The organism is Providencia sp. PROV210 (assembly GCF_028479445.1).
Classification (GTDB): Bacteria; Pseudomonadota; Gammaproteobacteria; order Enterobacterales; family Enterobacteriaceae; genus Providencia; species Providencia rustigianii.
In genome coordinates, this window is record NZ_JAMPNQ010000007.1 from 42,080 (window position 1) to 59,975 (window position 17,896).

17 protein-coding genes are annotated in these 17,896 nt (G+C 42.7%); 6 read left to right on the forward strand and 11 right to left on the reverse strand.

The genetic code is table 11. The features are described 5' to 3' along the window. Positions 1 to 128: 128 nt before the first annotated feature. Genes nqrF through PR761_RS07100 form a run of 6 tightly spaced genes read right to left on the reverse strand, consistent with a single transcriptional unit; the run spans position 129 to position 5,967 of the window. Positions 129 to 1,355 carry an NADH:ubiquinone reductase (Na(+)-transporting) subunit F gene (gene nqrF / locus PR761_RS07075; protein WP_006815628.1) on the reverse strand — a complete coding sequence of 409 codons (1,227 nt, stop codon included), beginning with the start codon at positions 1,353 to 1,355 and terminating at the stop codon, positions 129 to 131. 15 nt (positions 1,356 to 1,370) lie between these two features. Next, complete coding sequence (gene nqrE, locus PR761_RS07080) at positions 1,371 to 1,967, reverse strand: NADH:ubiquinone reductase (Na(+)-transporting) subunit E (protein ID WP_006657396.1); 597 nt, start codon at positions 1,965 to 1,967, stop codon at positions 1,371 to 1,373. 4 nt (positions 1,968 to 1,971) lie between these two features. After that, positions 1,972 to 2,601 carry an NADH:ubiquinone reductase (Na(+)-transporting) subunit D gene (locus tag PR761_RS07085; protein ID WP_006657395.1) on the reverse strand — a complete coding sequence of 210 codons (630 nt, stop codon included), beginning with the start codon at positions 2,599 to 2,601 and terminating at the stop codon, positions 1,972 to 1,974. Next, entirely contained in the window at positions 2,594 to 3,388 is a 795-nt protein-coding gene (locus PR761_RS07090; RefSeq protein ID WP_112836317.1) for a Na(+)-translocating NADH-quinone reductase subunit C, read from the reverse strand. The genes PR761_RS07085 and PR761_RS07090 overlap by 8 nt, the downstream gene beginning before the upstream one ends. Further along, positions 3,381 to 4,619, reverse strand: a complete 1,239-nt coding sequence (locus PR761_RS07095) for an NADH:ubiquinone reductase (Na(+)-transporting) subunit B (protein WP_006815630.1) — start codon at positions 4,617 to 4,619, stop codon at positions 3,381 to 3,383. The genes PR761_RS07090 and PR761_RS07095 overlap by 8 nt, the downstream gene beginning before the upstream one ends. Before the next feature lie 4 nt (positions 4,620 to 4,623). Further along, on the reverse strand, positions 4,624 to 5,967 hold the full coding sequence (locus PR761_RS07100; RefSeq protein ID WP_006815631.1) for a Na(+)-translocating NADH-quinone reductase subunit A: 1,344 nt from the start codon (positions 5,965 to 5,967) through the stop codon (positions 4,624 to 4,626). 414 nt (positions 5,968 to 6,381) lie between these two features. On the opposite strand from PR761_RS07100, the gene PR761_RS07105 reads away from it, so the two are divergent. Beyond that, entirely contained in the window at positions 6,382 to 7,119 is a 738-nt protein-coding gene (locus PR761_RS07105; RefSeq protein WP_006815632.1) for a L,D-transpeptidase family protein, read from the forward strand. On the opposite strand, the gene PR761_RS07110 is transcribed toward PR761_RS07105, so the two are convergent. Both PR761_RS07110 and lpcA read right to left on the reverse strand, forming a co-directional pair. Beyond that, positions 7,090 to 7,857 carry a class II glutamine amidotransferase gene (locus PR761_RS07110; RefSeq protein ID WP_006815633.1) on the reverse strand — a complete coding sequence of 256 codons (768 nt, stop codon included), beginning with the start codon at positions 7,855 to 7,857 and terminating at the stop codon, positions 7,090 to 7,092. The genes PR761_RS07105 and PR761_RS07110 overlap by 30 nt on opposite strands. A gap of 27 nt (positions 7,858 to 7,884) precedes the next feature. Beyond that, positions 7,885 to 8,463 carry a D-sedoheptulose 7-phosphate isomerase gene (gene lpcA / locus PR761_RS07115; protein ID WP_006815634.1) on the reverse strand — a complete coding sequence of 193 codons (579 nt, stop codon included), beginning with the start codon at positions 8,461 to 8,463 and terminating at the stop codon, positions 7,885 to 7,887. Positions 8,464 to 8,800: 337 nt separating this feature from the next. Between lpcA and fadE the strand changes: the two genes are divergently transcribed. Next, positions 8,801 to 11,266, forward strand: a complete 2,466-nt coding sequence (gene fadE / locus PR761_RS07120; protein WP_154611262.1) for an acyl-CoA dehydrogenase FadE — start codon at positions 8,801 to 8,803, stop codon at positions 11,264 to 11,266. Positions 11,267 to 11,329: 63 nt separating this feature from the next. Here fadE and lysA read toward each other — a convergent pair whose 3' ends face one another. After that, on the reverse strand, positions 11,330 to 12,589 hold the full coding sequence (gene lysA, locus PR761_RS07125) for a diaminopimelate decarboxylase (protein ID WP_154611261.1): 1,260 nt from the start codon (positions 12,587 to 12,589) through the stop codon (positions 11,330 to 11,332). 121 nt (positions 12,590 to 12,710) lie between these two features. Here lysA and PR761_RS07130 point away from each other — a divergent pair, with 121 nt between their 5' ends. After that, positions 12,711 to 13,646 (forward strand): LysR family transcriptional regulator, encoded by a 936-nt coding sequence (locus PR761_RS07130; protein ID WP_039855555.1) that lies wholly within the window; start codon positions 12,711 to 12,713, stop codon positions 13,644 to 13,646. Here the strand turns inward: PR761_RS07130 and PR761_RS07135 are convergent. Then, positions 13,626 to 14,540: a LysR family transcriptional regulator gene (locus tag PR761_RS07135; RefSeq protein ID WP_006815638.1), complete on the reverse strand. Its 915-nt coding sequence runs from the start codon at positions 14,538 to 14,540 to the stop codon at positions 13,626 to 13,628. The two genes, PR761_RS07130 and PR761_RS07135, sit on opposite strands and share 21 nt — an antisense overlap. A 124-nt stretch (positions 14,541 to 14,664) precedes the next feature. Here PR761_RS07135 and PR761_RS07140 point away from each other — a divergent pair, with 124 nt between their 5' ends. After that, complete coding sequence (locus PR761_RS07140) at positions 14,665 to 15,537, forward strand: MBL fold metallo-hydrolase (protein ID WP_115164031.1); 873 nt, start codon at positions 14,665 to 14,667, stop codon at positions 15,535 to 15,537. A gap of 102 nt (positions 15,538 to 15,639) precedes the next feature. After that, the gene (locus tag PR761_RS07145) at positions 15,640 to 16,284 is read left to right on the forward strand and encodes a DsbA family protein (protein WP_115164030.1); all 645 of its coding nucleotides are present in this window, start codon (positions 15,640 to 15,642) and stop codon (positions 16,282 to 16,284) included. On the opposite strand, the gene PR761_RS07150 is transcribed toward PR761_RS07145, so the two are convergent. After that, complete coding sequence (locus tag PR761_RS07150; protein ID WP_115164029.1) at positions 16,277 to 16,921, reverse strand: prepilin peptidase; 645 nt, start codon at positions 16,919 to 16,921, stop codon at positions 16,277 to 16,279. The two genes, PR761_RS07145 and PR761_RS07150, sit on opposite strands and share 8 nt — an antisense overlap. A gap of 242 nt (positions 16,922 to 17,163) precedes the next feature. Here PR761_RS07150 and rsmE point away from each other — a divergent pair, with 242 nt between their 5' ends. Continuing rightward, positions 17,164 to 17,895 (forward strand): 16S rRNA (uracil(1498)-N(3))-methyltransferase, encoded by a 732-nt coding sequence (gene rsmE / locus PR761_RS07155; RefSeq protein WP_039855559.1) that lies wholly within the window; start codon positions 17,164 to 17,166, stop codon positions 17,893 to 17,895. Position 17,896: the final 1 nt, after the last annotated feature.

The window sequence follows — 17,896 nt, forward strand, 5'->3', positions numbered from 1 at the left end:
AAAAATAGAAATACCAGTTTGGTTATTTAAGTTTACAACCAAAAAGAGGAAAAAACCGTTTTTTTCCTCTTTACAGTCAATTAGCGCCCAGTAACCTGGGCGCTTGGTGAATAGTTTCGGCCTATTTATTAACCACCGAAATCATCCAGTAAAATATTTTCGTCTTCAACACCCAGATCTTTCAGCATCTTGATGACCGCGGCATTCATCACTGGAGGCCCACACATGTAGAACTCACAGTCTTCTGGTGCTGGGTGATCTTTGAGATAGTTTTCATACAGGACATTGTGAATAAACCCTGTGTATCCATCCCAATTATCTTCCGGTAAAGCATCAGAAAGGGCAACATTCCATGTAAAGTTATCATGCTCTGCAGCTAACTGATCGAAATCTTCCACATAGAACATTTCACGTTTTGAACGCGCACCGTACCAGAAACTAATCTTACGTTTAGAATTCAAACGGCGTAGCTGGTCGAAAATGTGAGAACGCATTGGAGCCATACCCGCACCACCACCGATGAAGATCATTTCTGCATCCGTATCTTTCGCGAAGAATTCACCGAATGGACCCGAAATTGTCACTTTATCACCCGGCTTTAATGACCAAATGTAAGATGACATAATTCCCGGTGGTACATCAGGATTGCGCGGAGGTGGCGTTGCAATACGCACGTTGAGCATGATAATACCGTGCTCATCAGGGTAGTTAGCCATCGAGTAAGCACGAACTGTTTCTTCTTTAACATCAGAAACATAGCGAAACAGGTTGAATTTATCCCAATCTTCACGGTATTCCTCAGGTACATCAAAGTCTGAGTACTTCACCACATGAGGAGGACATTCAATCTGAATAAAACCACCCGCACGGAATGGAACCACTTCTCCCTCAGGAATTTTTAACTTCAGCTCTTTAATGAACGTCGCTTTGTTATCATTGGAGATAACTTCGCATTCCCATTTTTTCACGCCGAAAATTTCTTCAGGTAATTCAATCTTAAGGTCTTGTTTTACGTTAACCTGGCACGCCAGACGGCAACCTTCTTTCGCTTCACGTTTATTGATGTGAGAAAGCTCAGTTGGCAGGATGTCACCACCGCCCTCTTTGATTTTCACACGGCACTGACCACATGAACCACCGCCACCACAGGCAGAAGAAACAAAGATACCTTGGTTTGCTAACATACCTAACAGCTTATCGCCTGCTGGAGCATCAAAGCTCTTATCAGGATCGCCGTTGACTTCAACTTTAATGTTCCCTGTATTGACCAACTTGGACTTTGCAAACAGGATCAGACCTGTCAAAGCCAAGACAATCAGGGTGAACATAACTACGCCTAGAATAATAATATCCATGAATTCTTCTCGCCTTTATAGCTGCACACCGGAGAAGGACATAAAGCCCAATGCCATCAAACCGGTCGTAACAAAGGTGATACCTAACCCTTTTAGACCCGCTGGAATGTCTGAATACTTCATTTTTTCACGGATAGCCGCCATTAAGACGATAGCCAACATCCAACCTATACCGGAACCAAAACCATAAACGATGGATTCCGTAAAGTTATAGTCGCGCTGAGCCATGAAAGATACACCACCAAAGATTGCGCAGTTAACGGTGATCAACGGTAAGAAGATCCCTAGTGCGTTATACAGTGATGGGAAGTAACGATCCAAAATCATTTCCAGAATTTGAACTAATGCAGCAATCACACCGATAAAGGTAATGAAGTTTAGGAATGATAAATCCACACCTTCAACCAAAGCCCCATCACGCAACACTAGGTTGTATACGAGGTTATTGGCAGGAACAGAAATACCTAAAACAACAGTAACGGCAATACCCAGTCCAAACGCAGTTTTTACATTCTTCGATACTGCAAGGAATGTACACATTCCTAAGAAGAAGGCTAATGCCATGTTTTCAATGAAAATGGCTTTAACAAATAAACTAATATAATGTTCCATACTCTTAATCCTTCTCTATCTGAGCTGGTTTCAGAGTACGTAAACCCCAAATCAGCATACCAATGATAAAGAATGCACTTGGCGCTAACAGGAATAAGCCATTTGGCATGTACCAACCACCATTTTGCAGTGATTCAAATACCGTGATACCAAACAGTTTACCAGAACCGAACAGCTCACGAAGGAAGCCAACCAGTACTAGGATCACACCATACCCAAGACCATTACCGATACCATCCATAAAACTTTCAATTGGAGGTGCTTTCATCGCATATGCTTCAGCACGTCCCATAACGATACAGTTGGTAATAATTAAGCCAACGAATACCGAAAGCTGTTTTGAAATTTCATAGGCATAGGCACGTAAGATTTGGTCAACAACAATTACTAACGATGCAATAATTGCCATTTGAACAATAATACGAACACTGCTTGGGATGTAATTTCTAATTAATGAGATAAAAAAGTTAGAGAACGCTGTGACTAAGGTTACAGCGATAGTCATAACCAGTGCCGTTTCAAGTTTGGTGGTGACGGCTAATGCCGAGCATACCCCCAAAACCTGCAATGCAATTGGGTTATTATCGAACAATGGTCCAAGTAGGACGCGTTTTACTTCTTTAGAATCAGCCATTATTCAGCGCTCCTTCACGAACTTTTTTCAGGAACGGACCAAAACCGTTATCACCTAACCAGAAATCAAACATATGTTGAATCCCGTTTGATGTCAGTGTTGCACCTGAAAGGCCATCGATACCATAAGGGCTATCGGTAGCACCGCTACGCACGATTTTAATTGCAGGAACACCCTGCTCATTAAACAGTTTTTTACCTGGCCACTGAGCTTTCCATTGTGGATTATCGACTTCGCCACCTAGACCTGGAGTTTCACCATGTGAATAGTAAGTAATACCACGAGAGGTCACACCATCAATATCAACGGCGATAAAAGCGTACATCACTGACCATAAACCGGAACCATAAACAGGTAAGATAATTTGGGAAACTTTTCCCTGTTCATCTTTTACCAGATAGATTTCAGCACTATTTACGCGGCGACGTATTTTGGCAATATCTTCTGCTGGAGACAGAGCAATACTGGTTTCATCACTGCGTAATTCACTGTTTAAGTCGTAGCGACCAATGCTATCGGATAATTCGTTAGTTTTGAAATTCAACAGTTTTGGTTCGATACGCTCACTGTAGGTTTTCTGAATTGCTTCAGCGCTCATTTTAGGCTCGAGTAAACCCGCAACACTTAAAATATTACGCTGAGCATCTAACATAATTTGCTCTTGCTGCTTCGGTTTGAGACCGACGGCAGCACCGGCAACGATGATGGAACACACTAAGCAGAGAATAAAAACAACAATAAAGGTTCTGCCAATGCCATCTTTATTTACTGGTTTATCATTAGCCACGGGCTTTTCTCCGTTTAATATTTGCTTGAACGACCATATAGTCAAACAGAGGAGCAAACAGGTTGGCGAATAGGATTGCTAGCATCATTCCTTCTGGATATGCAGGGTTTACAACCCTAACAAGTACGCACATTACACCGATCAGAATCCCGTATGCCCACTTACCTTTATCAGTAAAGGAAGCTGAAACTGGGTCTGTCGCCATAAAGATCATACCGAAAGCAAAGCCACCTAATACCATGTGCCACCACCATTGCATTGCAAATAGTGGGTTAGTATCTGAACCAATAAAGTTGAACAGGTAAGACATGGCAATCATGCCCAACATCACACCGGCAACAATACGCCATGAGGCAATACGGAAAAAGATGATGAATGCACCACCAATGAAAATCATCAGTGTGGAAACTTCACCAATTGAGCCCGGCATGTTTCCTAGGAAAGCTTGCATCCAAGTGATCGGTTCACCGGTAATGGTATTCACCAGTGCACTTTGACCACCAGCACCCCATTGGGATAACGGAGTTGCACCAGAGAAACCATCAGCCGCAGTCCAAACTAAGTCACCCGAAATCTGCGCTGGGTAAGCAAAGAATAAGAAAGCACGACCCGCTAATGCAGGGTTAAGGAAGTTACGCCCTGTACCACCAAAAATCTCTTTTGCCACAACCACACCAAAGGTGATACCGAGTGCTGCCTGCCACAATGGAATGGTTGGCGGGACAATCAGGGCAAATAAGATAGAGGAGATAAAGAAACCTTCGTTGATCTCATGACCACGGATCATCGCGAACAATACTTCCCAGAATCCACCGACAAGGAATACCACTAAATAAATCGGTAGGAAGTAAACGGCTCCCAGCAACATTTTACTGCCCCAGCCCGCATCAGGAGTTAATGAAGCCCCTAATAATTGCGCCAGACTGTAGTGCCAATCACTCGCCAGTACTTGCTGCAATTCTGCACCGCTATACAAGTGGTACAGCGCAGGAATAGCTTGGTTTCCGACATTATACATTCCCCAGAACATAGCTGGGAAAACCGCAAGCCAGACTAAAATCATCATGCGCTTGAGATCTATTGTGTCTCGAACGTGTGAACGACCTTTTGTGACGGTGCCCGGAGTATAAAAAACTGTCACAACAGCTTCATACAATGGATAGAGTTTGACTAACTTTCCACCGGGTTCAAAATGGTGCTCATATTTTTCAAATAAATTTTTCAGACCCATGGAATTACCCTTCTAGCTCAATCTTGGTCAGAACATCACGCAGCACTGGACCATATTCATACTTAGCTGGGCACACATATGTACACAGACCTAAATCTTCTTCATCAAGTTCCAGACAGCCCAACTCTTGAGAAGTATCTGTATCGCCCGCGAGTAGATCACGTAATAAGTGCGTAATCATGATATCGAGTGGCATAACACGCTCATAGTTACCAATTGGAACCATGGAACGTTCGCCACCATTCATGGTTGTCGTGAAGTTAAATCGTTTATTTTTCAGAAAATGACCGATGGTTGTACGAGTGATGGTAAATTTATTCACCCCCGGCATAATCCAGCCAAACAATTCTTTATCACGGCCTTCTGCTAAGACAGAAACTTGGTTATGAAAACGACCAAGATAGTGATGAGCCTCATCACAGGTCACACCCCAAAGCACAGACCCCGAAATTAAACGGTTTTCTCCGGCTTTAAGCTGCCCTTTAGTTAATTCATAAATATCTGCGCCTAGACGGGTTCGTAACAGACGCGGTTTTTCGACTTGAGGTCCCGCAACTGCAATAACTCGATCAGTATATAAATGACCGGTGGTAAATAACTTACCTATCGCAATCACGTCTTGATAATTTAGGCTCCACACTCTTTTTTTGAGACTAACTGGCTCAAGAAAATGAATGTGAGTACCAGCTAACCCAGCAGGATGTGGTCCCGCAAATTGCGTATAAACAATTTGTGAGTTGGCTGCTTGTTTTGGGATTTCACCAGCACCATGGCAAACATGAACTTTGCCTTCGGTTAAACGACTCAGAACCACCAAACCGTCGTTAAAAGCTTGCGAATTTTCACCAATGATTATTGTTGGATCTGCGGAAAGCGGGTTCGTATCCATTGCAGTCACAAAAATCGCAGCTGGGGATGAACCAGGCTCTGGAGAACGACTAAATGGGCGCGTTCTTAAAGCTGTCCATAAACCTGATCTTAAAAGATTTTGTTCAACCTGCTCTTTAGTCAACGTTGAAAGCTGGTCTGCTGCATAAGATTCAAAAGTCTCTTGTTCATCGCCATCAATTTCGATGACAACAGACTGAAGAACACGACGCTCACCACGATGAATGGCAACAATTTTGCCACAGGCAGGGCTAGTAAATACCACTCCAGGATTCTTTTTATCTTCAAAAAGAATCTGTCCTTTTTTTACACGCTCACCTTCTTTAACCAGCATGGAAGGACGCATCCCGACATATTCTTCACCTAGCACCGCTACGTGTTGAATTTTCGGGCCGTCTTCTATCACTTGGGCTGGCTCACCTGCGATTGGAAGGTTAAGGCCTTTTTTAATTTTAATCATAAGATCTGCACAAGTTTATCAGTTAAACCCTAAGCTAACGATTCAGCAATGAATGATAGCGACTCAATAATAAAAATAACCCAAGTTACTTTCGCCACTTGAGTAAGTAAATTTCACAATATTGCTACACTTTATCTTCTTCTGCCGTCGATAATTTTATCAGTTCCCTCTCCCTCTGTCCGGTTATAGAAGTGACGTAGCTCAAGCAAATCGTAATATAATTTAAAATTATGTTGTAACAACTCGTAATTACCTACCTATGCATTCATCTTTATCGATTGTTGATTATTTTGTAATCAACAAACATTCAGACAGAATTATTAACTTTCTATATTAAATTTTATTTCCTTCGTCTAAAATATCCCTAACATGTACTATTTTTAAACAATTTATTTTTCAAAATTCGGCTTAATTATGCGTATACGTACAATTCTCAGTCTTAGCTTACTGTTTGCTTTATCTTCGACTGTTAACGCCCAAAATAAAGAAACATTAATTAATCTTAATGAAAGGGCGAATATCGAACAGAAATCATCGATATTTATTCAAATATTTAAACAAGAAGGTGTGCTTGAGCTCTACCAAAAAGCGTCTGACGGAAAGTTTAAATTAGTCAAAACTTATCCAATCTGTAAGTTTTCTGGTGGGCTGGGCCCAAAAAAAATAGAGGGCGACCTAAAAAGCCCCGAAGGTTTTTATCAGATTACAGCCGAGCAACTTAACCCTAATAGCCAGTTTTACCGGTCTATTAACTTAGGTTTTCCTAATGATTTTGATAAAGCGCAGGGGTATACCGGTAATTATTTGATGATTCATGGTAGCTGTGTATCGACCGGATGCTATGCCATGACAGATAAATCCATGGGAGAAATCTACCAAACCGTCGAACGTGCACTCCAAAACGGTCAGCCGATTATAGATGTTAACATCTATCCTTTTAGAATGACTAAAACGAATATGCTACGTTACCGAAATTCCAGCCATTATGCTTTTTGGAAGCAACTCCAGCCAGCTTATGACTACTTCGAGCGGACAAAAACACCAGCCGAAGTCTCTGTGATATTAGGTAAATATAATGTTAACAGCATGCCAGAAAGCCCGACTCAGTTATTGGGATCTAAGTCACAATATGCGTTGACCACGGTGAAATAGCACAAAATCACCAGGCTCTATTTTTTGCCAAGTTTCATTTCCAGTGAGTGGTGTTGTGGCGATCACGGACACCACGTCACTCGGTGTGGTGCATTGTTGGAAATCAATCTCGATATCTTGATCGAGTAATTTTGCTTTACCAAATGGGGCTTTTCGAGTGATCCAGTGAAGCTTCGTTGAACTGAATGCCATCAAATACTCACCATCGGATAGCAGCATATTAAACACGCCTTTTGCACGTAATTGTTGAGCTAAAGTCGCAATAAACCGGAATACTGATTGCCAATTTGTCGGCTTTCGAGGATATTTTTGATTTAGTTGATGCAAAATCCAACAAAACGCCCATTCACTGTCCGTCTCACCGATAGGTCGATAATGACCTGTTTTCAATGACCGAAAACCTTTCAGCTGGCCATTATGGGCATATGTCCAATTGCGCCCCCATAACTCACGAGTAAACGGGTGCGTATTGACCAAAGAAACATCGCCTCGATTTGCCTGACGAATATGTGCGACTATGCATTCTGATTTGATTGGATATTCCTGCACAAACCGCGCCACAGGAGAAACAAAACTTGGCTGAGGATCTTTAAATGTACGACACCCGAGTCCTTCATAGAACGTAATTCCCCAGCCATCTTTATGTGGACCTGTTTGTCCACCCCGGGAAATTAATCCACTCAGACTAAAAGTAATATCTGTGGGTACATTGGCACTCATGCCAAGCAGTTCGCACATTTAAAGCCTCCGATGCCTCAAAAGAAGTTACTTAACCATCTCTTTTTCAATTAATTGAATCAAGATATGGATCACTTTGATATGAATCTCTTGAATACGATCTGCATAACCAAAATGAGGGACGCGAATTTCAATATCAGCGCTACCTGCCATCTTGCCACCATCTTTACCTGTCAACGTAATGACTTTCATACCTTTTTCACGTGCTGCACTGATTGCTTTGATGATATTGCCAGAATTTCCTGACGTTGAAATGCCTAATAAAACATCCCCTTTTTGGCCAACAGCTTCAATGAAACGAGAAAAAACAAACTCATAACCGAAGTCATTACTCACGCAAGATAAATGGCTTACATCAGAAATGGCTATTGCTGGATAACCTGGACGGTTTTCACGATAACGACCGGTTAGCTCTTCTGCAAAATGCATCGCATCGCAATGGGAGCCACCATTACCGCAAGAGAGAACTTTTCCGCCCGCTTTAAAAGAGTCTGCCAGCAATACTGCCGCTTTCTCGATAGCTTGCAGGTTAGCTTCATCACTTAAAAAATTGGATAGCGTATCTGCAGCTTCCGTCAGCTCACCACGGATCAAGTCTTGGTACATGAGTTTCCCCTTAAATTTAACGAATACTTGATGAAGATAATTACGCCTTTCTAGGTAATTAATCTTTGATTTCCCGATTGTTGCACAGGGTACACTTTGTTTCTACTTCTGATTGTGTTGTATCAGCCAAGTTTGGTGAAATCTCCATCAACCACACATTTAGGCAATTTGTGACGATACAAAACTGCGGGTATTCCCAATAATTCACGGTATGACTTGATTATTTTGTGAGCCAAGTTGTAATTAAGATGTAAACATCTTGATAATTGTTTATTAACGGATATAGATTAAAGAAACCAACAGGTCAGACCTCTTACAAGTAGACAGGAGTTTCACTATGATCCTTCTCAGTATCGTTTTATTTATCGCCTTAATCGGCGTGCTGAGCTACCACAAAAGCTCATTAATTCTCAGCACAATATTATTACTTGCCTACACAGCCGTCATGGGCGCAGCCGACATATGGAGTTATTGGGTATTATTACCCGTGGCTCTGGTGCTTTTCCCATTTGTCTTTACCCCTGTTCGCCAATCTCTTTTCTCAGCAAAAGCCATGACCTTATTTCAAAAAGTCATGCCGCCAATGTCCAGAACCGAAAAAGAAGCAATTGACGCAGGAACAACGTGGTGGGAGGGTGATCTGTTCCGTGGAGCTCCTAATTGGAACAAACTCCACAATTATCCAAAACCACAACTCACTGCTGAAGAACAAGCCTTTATCGATGGTCCAGTAGAAACGGTCTGTGGCATGGTGAATGATTTCGAAGTCACCCATGAACTAGCAGATTTAACCCCTGAAGTCTGGCAATACCTGCGAGATCATCGCTTTTTCGCCATGATCATCAAAAAAGAATACGGTGGGCTGGAGTTTTCGGCTTACGCCCAATCTCAAGTATTACAAAAGCTGGCGGGCGTTTCTGGCATCCTAGCCATCACCGTTGGAGTTCCAAACTCCTTAGGTCCGGGTGAATTACTGCAACATTATGGTACTGATGAGCAGAAAAAACGCTATTTGCCTGGCTTAGCTACTGGTGAAGAAATCCCCTGCTTTGCACTGACTAGTCCTGAAGCGGGTTCTGATGCTGGTGCCATCCCAGATGCAGGTGTCGTCTGTATGGGAGAATGGCAGGGTGAACAAGTCTTAGGCATGCGTTTAACATGGAATAAGCGCTATATTACCCTTGCCCCAATAGCGACTGTACTGGGTCTGGCATTTAAATTAACTGACCCTGATAAGCTGCTGGGTGGAGAAAAAAATCTCGGCATTACCTGCGCCTTGATCCCAACCAATACCCCAGGAGTTGAAATTGGCCATCGCCACTTCCCTCTGAACGTGCCGTTTATGAATGGTCCAACTCGCGGAAATGATATTTTCGTGCCTATCGATTACATCATCGGTGGACCACAAATGGCAGGGCAAGGTTGGAGAATGCTGGTGGAATGCCTCTCTATTGGACGAGGAATTACACTGCCATCTAACTCGACAGGTAGCCTGAAAAGTGTGGCTATAGCAACGGGTGCTTACGCTTATATTCGTCGCCAATTCAAGCTGCCGATTGGCAAGATGGAAGGAATTGAAGAGCCTCTAGCACGTATCGCAGGTAATGCTTACCTGATGGATGCCGCAGCAACCTTAATCACTTCGGGCATAATGCTCGGTGAAAAACCCGCTGTTCTATCGGCTATTGTCAAATACCACTGTACTCATCGTGGCCAACATTCCATCATTGATGCAATGGACATTACTGGCGGTAAAGGTATCTGTTTAGGTGCTTCTAACTTCGTGGCCAGATCCTATCAAGGGGCTCCTATCGCAATTACGGTAGAAGGTGCCAACATCTTAACTCGCAGCATGATCATCTTTGGACAAGGAGCGATTCGTTGCCATCCATATGTTCTTGATGAAATGGCCGCCGCTCAAGACAATAACCTGAATAAATTCGATAAAGCCGTCTTTGGACATATTGGGCATGTTATTAGCAACAAATGCCGTAGTTTCTGGCTAGGTCTTACGAATGGTCGTGGTAGTAGTGCACCAACCAAAGATGAAACTCGCCGTTACTATCAAATGTTAAATCGCCACAGTGCTAACTTAGCTTTATTGTCGGATGTTTCAATGGGCGTTCTGGGTGGTAGTTTAAAACGCCGTGAACGTATCTCTGCTCGTCTGGGGGATATTTTAAGCCACCTGTATCTCGCATCGGCAACCTTGAAACGTTATGAAGATGAAGGTCGCCAAAAAGCGGATTTACCTTTAGTGAAATGGGCAGTAGAAGATTGTCTATATCAATCTGAAAAAGCGATGGATGATTTACTGAAAAACTTCCCAAATCGCTTAATTGCTGGCGTATTGAGAATTGTGTTATTCCCGACAGGTCGCGCGATGTCAATGCCATCCGATCGTCTGGATCATAAACTGGCACAATTAATTATGGAGCCTTCGGAAACGCGAGACAGAATCGGACGCGGTCAATATCTAACACCGACTGAACACAACCCACATGGGCTCGTTAACCAAGCTCTGTATGACATTATTGCCGCAGAGCCAATTTTCGAACGTATTTGCCGCCTAAAAGAACGTCATTTTAGCTTTACCCGTTTAGATAAATTAGCTGACCAAATGTTGCAAGAGAATGCAATTACTCAGGAAGAAGCGGATATTTTACGTAAAGCCGAGGATAGCCGCTTGCGCACCATTAATGTTGATGAGTTTGAGTTTGATGACTTGGGGGTTATTCCATCAAAAAAGCCACACAGTGAGTCAGAGGATGAATCTCAACCGAAAAAGAAAAAAGCGGCTTAGTTAATTTGTAGCGTGGAAAATAACAAGGGAGCCATTGGCTCCCTTGAATAATTTATGATGATATTATAACTCTAAAGCCAATAACTCTTGGATGGTCTGACGACGACGAATTAATGTGGGTTTTCCGTCAACGAACATAACCTCAGGCAATAATGGTCGACTATTGTAGTTAGAAGACATCGATGCACCATAAGCCCCCGTATCATGGAAAACTAAAAAGTCTCCGACTTTCACATCAGGTAATAAACGGGTTTCTACCATTCCACCCTCTAACTGAGTAAATACATCGCCTGATTCACACAGAGGTCCCGCTATAATTGTCTCTTTCAGTGGCTGATTTTCCACACTGTTCCCATTCGCAGGTAAAACAGAAATATGGTGATAGCTGCCATACATCGCTGGGCGCATCAGATCATTAAATCCACTGTCCACCAGCACATAATGACGGCTGCCCATATTTTTTACCGCACGGACTTGTGCTAATAAAACGCCAGACTCGGCAACCAGATAGCGACCTGGTTCAATTTCCAGTTCAATTTTATGCCCTAAATGTTGCTCAATACGCTGACGGGCACTGTTCCATAAGCTGTAATAATGCGCGACATCAATCAGCTCATCCTGCTCACGGTATGGCGTCGATAAGCCACCGCCCGCAGATATAGCGTCAATATCCACGCCAGCGGAAATGACTAACTCCACCATCGCATCACACACATTCGCAAGATGCTGGTAGTCAACACCAGAGCCAATGTGCATATGAATACCCACGAGCTTCAGATTATATTGACGAATAATAGCTAGCGCTTCAGGCAGATCATGATGCCAGATACCATGTTTGCTATTTTCACCGCCCGTATTGGTTTTTTGGCTATGACCATGCCCAAATCCCGGATTAATACGCAGCCAAACAGGATGCCCCGCTTTATATTCGCCAATTTGTTTCAGCATATCGATAGAGCCAGCATTGACTGGAATATCTAATTCGGTGACTTTATATAATGTTGCTGGATCTAATACATCCGCGGTGAAGACGATCTCTGATTTCGCTCTCCCCGGTTGAAAACCAGCAACTAACGCACGCTCAATCTCCCCTAACGAGACCGAATCCACTTTCACGCCTTGGGTTCGCATCAAACGAAGAATATGAATATTCGAGCTGGCTTTTTGTGCAAAACGCACTGTATCGAATAATTGTAATTGCTTAATACGCTCAACAATCACTTCACTGTCATATACCCAAACCGGCGTACCAAATTGAGCAGGTAATGCACGTAGGTGTTCAGGGGTAAGATATTGGCTGGTCGTGCTGGCGAATGTTGTCATCGAATCCTCGTTAGCAAGCTTTATTATAATGCGTTCGATTATTCGATAAATAAATCGGGAAAAAAAATATCCTTTTTGCTAAAGTCTATTCATATTTGATATGAATTTAAAAGGAATGGAGATGCAGGCAATTTCTTGGCGGCATATTGAAATTTTTCGTGCAGTAATGACCACCCCAAACTTAACGGAAGCCGCAGCTTTACTGAATACCTCTCAGCCAACGATTAGCCGAGAGCTAGCTCGCCTTGAATATTTATTGCAATTTAAATTATTCGATCGCGTGAAAGGTCGCTTGCATCCCACCGCCCAAGGGCTACGTTTTCATGAAGAAGTTGAACACTCTTACTATGGCTTAGAGCGCATCAGAAACTCGGCAGAAACCATTCGTCGTTTTGAACATGCGCAAATTTCCATTGCTTGCTTACCCGCTTTTGCACAATCCTTGCTTCCTCAAGTCTGCCAATCCTTTATGAGTTGCTACCCTGATGTCAATTTAACGGTAATCCCCCAAGAATCCCCCGTACTTGAAGAATGGCTATCCGCCCAACGCTACGATGTAGGATTAACTGAGCACTTACAAACTCCACCGGGTACTGAACAATTAACATTAGGGTCATTAAATGAAGTCTGTGTATTACCTGTAGGGCATCCATTTGAAGAGAAAACCGTACTCACTCCCCATGATTTTCATGGCGAGCGCTTTATTAGTCTTTCATTAACAGATAGCTATCGCCAATTGATTGACACCACTTTTTCTGAGTATCATGTGACGCGAAAAATGGTGATGGAAACTCATTCCGCCTCGTCAATTTGTGCAATGACATTAAAGGGCATTGGCGTTTCGATTGTTAACCCATTAACTGCGTTGGATTTCCATCAGCAATCATCGGGTAAACTGGTGATCCGTCCACTGAGTTTCTCCATTCCCTTTACAGTGAGTTTAATCACGCCAAATCATCGACCTTCTTCGCAACTTACCCAAATATTTACGGAACATTTGCAGCAATCATTTACGCAAATTGAGCAGGATTTATCCTTAGCCCTGCTGCATCAATGAGTGCCAATGGGAGGAAGTATTAAACCAATTCGCTAGAAAATCGATGACCGCTCTGAGTGGTGTCGGCATATGTTGGCGGCTGGTATACACTCCATAAATACCCAATGGCATAGGGGTATAATCAGGTAATAGTTGGATTAATTCCCCTGATTGCAGATACTTGGCAACAGAATAATAAGGTTGCATGGCAATGCCTGCACCATTTAACGCTGCCTCCATCAAGAATACGGATTCATTCGCACTTAACCGGCCATCCACCAATACTGTCGAGGTTTTTCCTTCTTTTTCAAAACTCCACAAACTACGACCAAAAAAGCTGTATGTCAGGCATTCTAATAGCGCCAAATCTTCGGGTTGAGTGGGTAACGTTTTATTTTTCAAAAAAGCGGGAGACGCACAAATTACAGAATGGCAGGTAGATAACGGTTTCGCTATCAGACTAGGTTCAAGTTGATTCGTAATGCGGATCGCCAAATCAATACGCTCTTCAATCAGATTCACTGATTTATTGGAGATTTGCATATCGATCATCATGTTAGGATAAAGTTGAAGGAATTCGCTAATCGCCAGAGATAACGCACTTTGCGCAATTGACTGAGAGCAGCTAATTCGCACTAATCCTGCCAAATCTTTAGTATTGTGTTTTTGCTGCACAGGAAGCGTTAGCGAAATAGCATTCAATTGCAAAGATTGCTGATACACACTTTCTCCCGCTGACGTTAAGCTCAGCCGCCGCGTAGTACGGTTGAGTAAGCGAACCCCAGCCCACTGCTCCATTTCCGCTAAATAACGAGTCACCATTGCCCGGGACATATCCAGCTTATCTGCTGCCCCACTCAAACTCCCTTGCTCGACGATAGTAATAAAAACCTGCACTGCCTTCAGTCTATCCATGCTATTTGTCCGATTTATGCAACAAAGATGACCTGATTATGGCGTTTTTCTTAGTTCAATTGCAATTTAATATACACACCAAGCCAAATCAGGCACACAACCTTACACAACATTAGGATATAACATGAAATTATCGACTTTATTTACTGCTATCACACTTGCCTCTGCCACCCAGTTTGCACATGCAACAAACTTAACTTTAGAGGTTTATAACCCAGGTAATAACAGCGTATTTCCTGTTTCCTCTGAAATCATCAGTGGCGATAAAGAAGTGGTGCTCATTGATGCTCAGTTCCAAAATAACGATGCGCAACAATTAGTGGATAAAATTAAAAAGCTGAATAAGAAACTCACTACTATTTATATCAGCCACTCTGATCCCGATTACTATTTTGGTTTAGAAACACTCACTAAAGCTTTTCCTGATGCCAAAGTCGTTGCGACACAGCACACTGTCGATGCAATCAATGCCACTAAAGATGGCAAGTTGGCGTACTGGGGTGATGTTTTGAAAAATGAAGCACCAAGCAAAGTCGTCGTGCCTGAAGTGATCCAAGCCAATAGTTTCACCGTCGACGGTGAAAAATTAGAAATAAAAGGGCTGGATGGCGCATCCCCAGATAGAAGTTATGTTTGGGTTCCTTCATTAAAAGCGGTTGTTGGTGGTGTGGTGGTTTCTGACAATATTCATGTTTGGATTGCCGATACCCAAACTCCACAATCTCGCCAAAACTGGCAGCAAACGTTAGAAAGCATTAAAGCGCTGAAGCCAATTACCGTTGTTCCGGGGCACTTTACAGGTAAATCAAAAATGGATTTATCTACCGTGACCTTTACCCAACAGTATTTAACTGACTTCGAGAAAGCGAACAGCCAGAGCAAAAACTCCGCTGAACTGATCAAAAAAATGGAAACCAGCCACCCGAAATTGGATGATAAATCCAGTTTAGAATTAAGTGCTAAAGTCATTAAAGGTGAAATGCAGTGGCCACAATAAGCCATTAATTTTTAAGCTGTCACGGAAATCGCACAGATTTATCAGCGATTTTCCGTCAGCTTGCATATGATTAAAGAAACCGATTATTAAGAGTATAAAAACATGAATACAATAACCCTACACTATATCTATGACCCTTACTGTGGCTGGTGCTATGCCGCGGCACCTTTAATTGCCATTGCAGCAAACCACCCTAATATCCAATTAGAATTACACGGTGGCGGTATGCTAGCTGGCGATGCACGATTGCATCTTGATGACCAATTCCGCCAATACATTCTGCAATCAGACAAACGCATTGCCGCAATGACCGGCCAAGTTTTTGGCGATGGCTACATAAATATGTTGCATCAACCGAATGTGGTTATGGATTCTGCACCACCTCAAACCGCTATTTTGGCAGCCACAAAGCAAGATAAAGGCATCGAGATGTTGAAAGCGCTGCAGCAAGCCCACTACGTTGCCGGACGCCAAATAAGACAACCCGAGGTATTAACCGAAATCGCACAGGAAATTGGCTTAGATAACCAGAAATTCCAGCAAGATTATGCTGAATGTACACAATCGGAAACCAATACCCATATTCAAAATAGCAAGCAACTGCTCAGCCAATCTGGGGCATCTGGCTTTCCAACGCTATTAATTCAGCAACAAGATAAATGGCTACGAGTCCCTCTGCAAAATTACCTAGGCGAGCCGGATAAATGGTCGAAATTTTTAGATTCCTTGGTTTCTGCCGCTAATTAGGCGACATGGAGACAAATAACCAAACCATTGCACTACAAATAATCGCTGGACCAAAGGGAATACTGGAAACCAGAGTTCCCTTGGTCTTGATACAAAGAGCTATAAAATGCACTATTCCCAAACTGGCAGATAACCCTAGAAAATAAGGTAAATCCAGCAATCCTAGCCACGCTGAACACGCCGCAATTAATTTGAAGTCCCCTCGCCCCATTTGTGGACGTTTACGTATTTTTTCCATAATAGTGGTCATTACCACCAGCAGGACATAACTCAATATCAACGCGTAAAATGCAGAAATCAGATTTCCATTGAGTGAAATCCCCTGATAAAGCAACCCTACCCATAACAATGAGTAGGTTAAAATATTGGGTAAATAGCCTGTATTTAAATCGATAAAAAATAGAGGAAGAGCCAAATTGAGGAATAAAAACAGCATCAGAATAGAAAATGATGAATATCCTAAAAGCAGCCCCACGCTACCCACACCAGAATAAGCTATCAATAAAGTTATGCCGTTAATGGAGATACTCGGAAGACCTAAATAACGATTGGGGATATGCAACAGTAATTTCGACGTTAACCCGCTAGAGATAAAACACAAACCCGTTACCCATAACCCATTCAAGAACGTATCCATGGTTTTTCCTTAAACCTATGTAAAACTGCCTTTCAATATACGGGGCTTAAAGGAAAAACCAACACCATAATTTCGTGGTTAACCGTCGGTTTTATCGACGGTTAAATGACTTTCAACCTCAAGGCACAGACTAAGCAAAAAACACCTCGTTTTAGTTATAAACTATCCTCTTGCTCTTGCTTTTTAGGATTGAGTCCCCATATCCTGCAACAGTTATCTTGATTATCGACTAAGGAAAAATCATGCGCATCCCACGCATTTATCACCCAGAGCCATTACAAACCAATACCACCATTTCTCTTTGTGATGATGCAGCACACCATGTGGGGCGAGTTCTTCGCATGTCTGTAGGGCAAAAAATCGAGTTATTCGATGGCAGCAACCATACCTTCAGCGCTGAAATTACTGAAGCGACAAAAAAAAGTGTTTTTGTCCACATTGAAAGTAGTACCCTTGATGACCGCGAGTCCCCATTAGATATCCACCTTGGGCAAGTTATGTCCCGTGGAGAAAAAATGGAATTCACCATCCAAAAGTCTGTGGAATTAGGCGTTAATACGATCACTCCGCTGCTTTCAGAACGTTGCGGCGTTCGTCTTGATGGAGAAAGGCTTGAGAAAAAATTACAGCAATGGCAGAAAATTGCTATTGCAGCCTGTGAACAATGTGGCCGTAACCGTATTCCAGAAATTCGTCCCGTCCAATCACTTGAAGCTTGGTGTGCAGAAAATGACGGAGCGTTTAAAATTAATTTACATCCGCGGGCATCACACAGTGTGAATACACTCCCCGCAGATTTAAAACACGTTAGACTGCTGATTGGTCCCGAAGGGGGGTTATCAACAGAAGAGATCGCCATGACAGCGAATTATCAGTTCACTGATATCCTGTTGGGGCCAAGAGTATTACGAACAGAAACGACGGCGTTAACCGCTATAACCGCACTGCAAGTGCGCTTAGGTGACTTGGGTTAAG

Coding starts and splice junctions, on each gene's coding strand:
- PR761_RS07085 (WP_006657395.1), bottom strand. CDS start 2,601: ATGGCTGATTCTAAAGAAGTAAAACGCGTCCTACTTGGACCATTGTTC.
- PR761_RS07150 (WP_115164029.1), bottom strand. CDS start 16,921: ATGGATACGTTCTTGAATGGGTTATGGGTAACGGGTTTGTGTTTTATC.
- nqrE (WP_006657396.1), bottom strand. CDS start 1,967: ATGGAACATTATATTAGTTTATTTGTTAAAGCCATTTTCATTGAAAAC.
- lysA (WP_154611261.1), bottom strand. CDS start 12,589: ATGACAACATTCGCCAGCACGACCAGCCAATATCTTACCCCTGAACAC.
- PR761_RS07100 (WP_006815631.1), bottom strand. CDS start 5,967: ATGATTAAAATTAAAAAAGGCCTTAACCTTCCAATCGCAGGTGAGCCA.
- fadE (WP_154611262.1), top strand. CDS start 8,801: ATGATCCTTCTCAGTATCGTTTTATTTATCGCCTTAATCGGCGTGCTG.
- PR761_RS07135 (WP_006815638.1), bottom strand. CDS start 14,540: ATGGATAGACTGAAGGCAGTGCAGGTTTTTATTACTATCGTCGAGCAA.
- PR761_RS07145 (WP_115164030.1), top strand. CDS start 15,640: ATGAATACAATAACCCTACACTATATCTATGACCCTTACTGTGGCTGG.
- PR761_RS07130 (WP_039855555.1), top strand. CDS start 12,711: ATGCAGGCAATTTCTTGGCGGCATATTGAAATTTTTCGTGCAGTAATG.
- PR761_RS07095 (WP_006815630.1), bottom strand. CDS start 4,619: ATGGGTCTGAAAAATTTATTTGAAAAATATGAGCACCATTTTGAACCC.
- PR761_RS07105 (WP_006815632.1), top strand. CDS start 6,382: ATGCGTATACGTACAATTCTCAGTCTTAGCTTACTGTTTGCTTTATCT.
- nqrF (WP_006815628.1), bottom strand. CDS start 1,355: ATGGATATTATTATTCTAGGCGTAGTTATGTTCACCCTGATTGTCTTG.
- rsmE (WP_039855559.1), top strand. CDS start 17,164: ATGCGCATCCCACGCATTTATCACCCAGAGCCATTACAAACCAATACC.
- PR761_RS07110 (WP_006815633.1), bottom strand. CDS start 7,857: ATGTGCGAACTGCTTGGCATGAGTGCCAATGTACCCACAGATATTACT.
- lpcA (WP_006815634.1), bottom strand. CDS start 8,463: ATGTACCAAGACTTGATCCGTGGTGAGCTGACGGAAGCTGCAGATACG.
- PR761_RS07140 (WP_115164031.1), top strand. CDS start 14,665: ATGAAATTATCGACTTTATTTACTGCTATCACACTTGCCTCTGCCACC.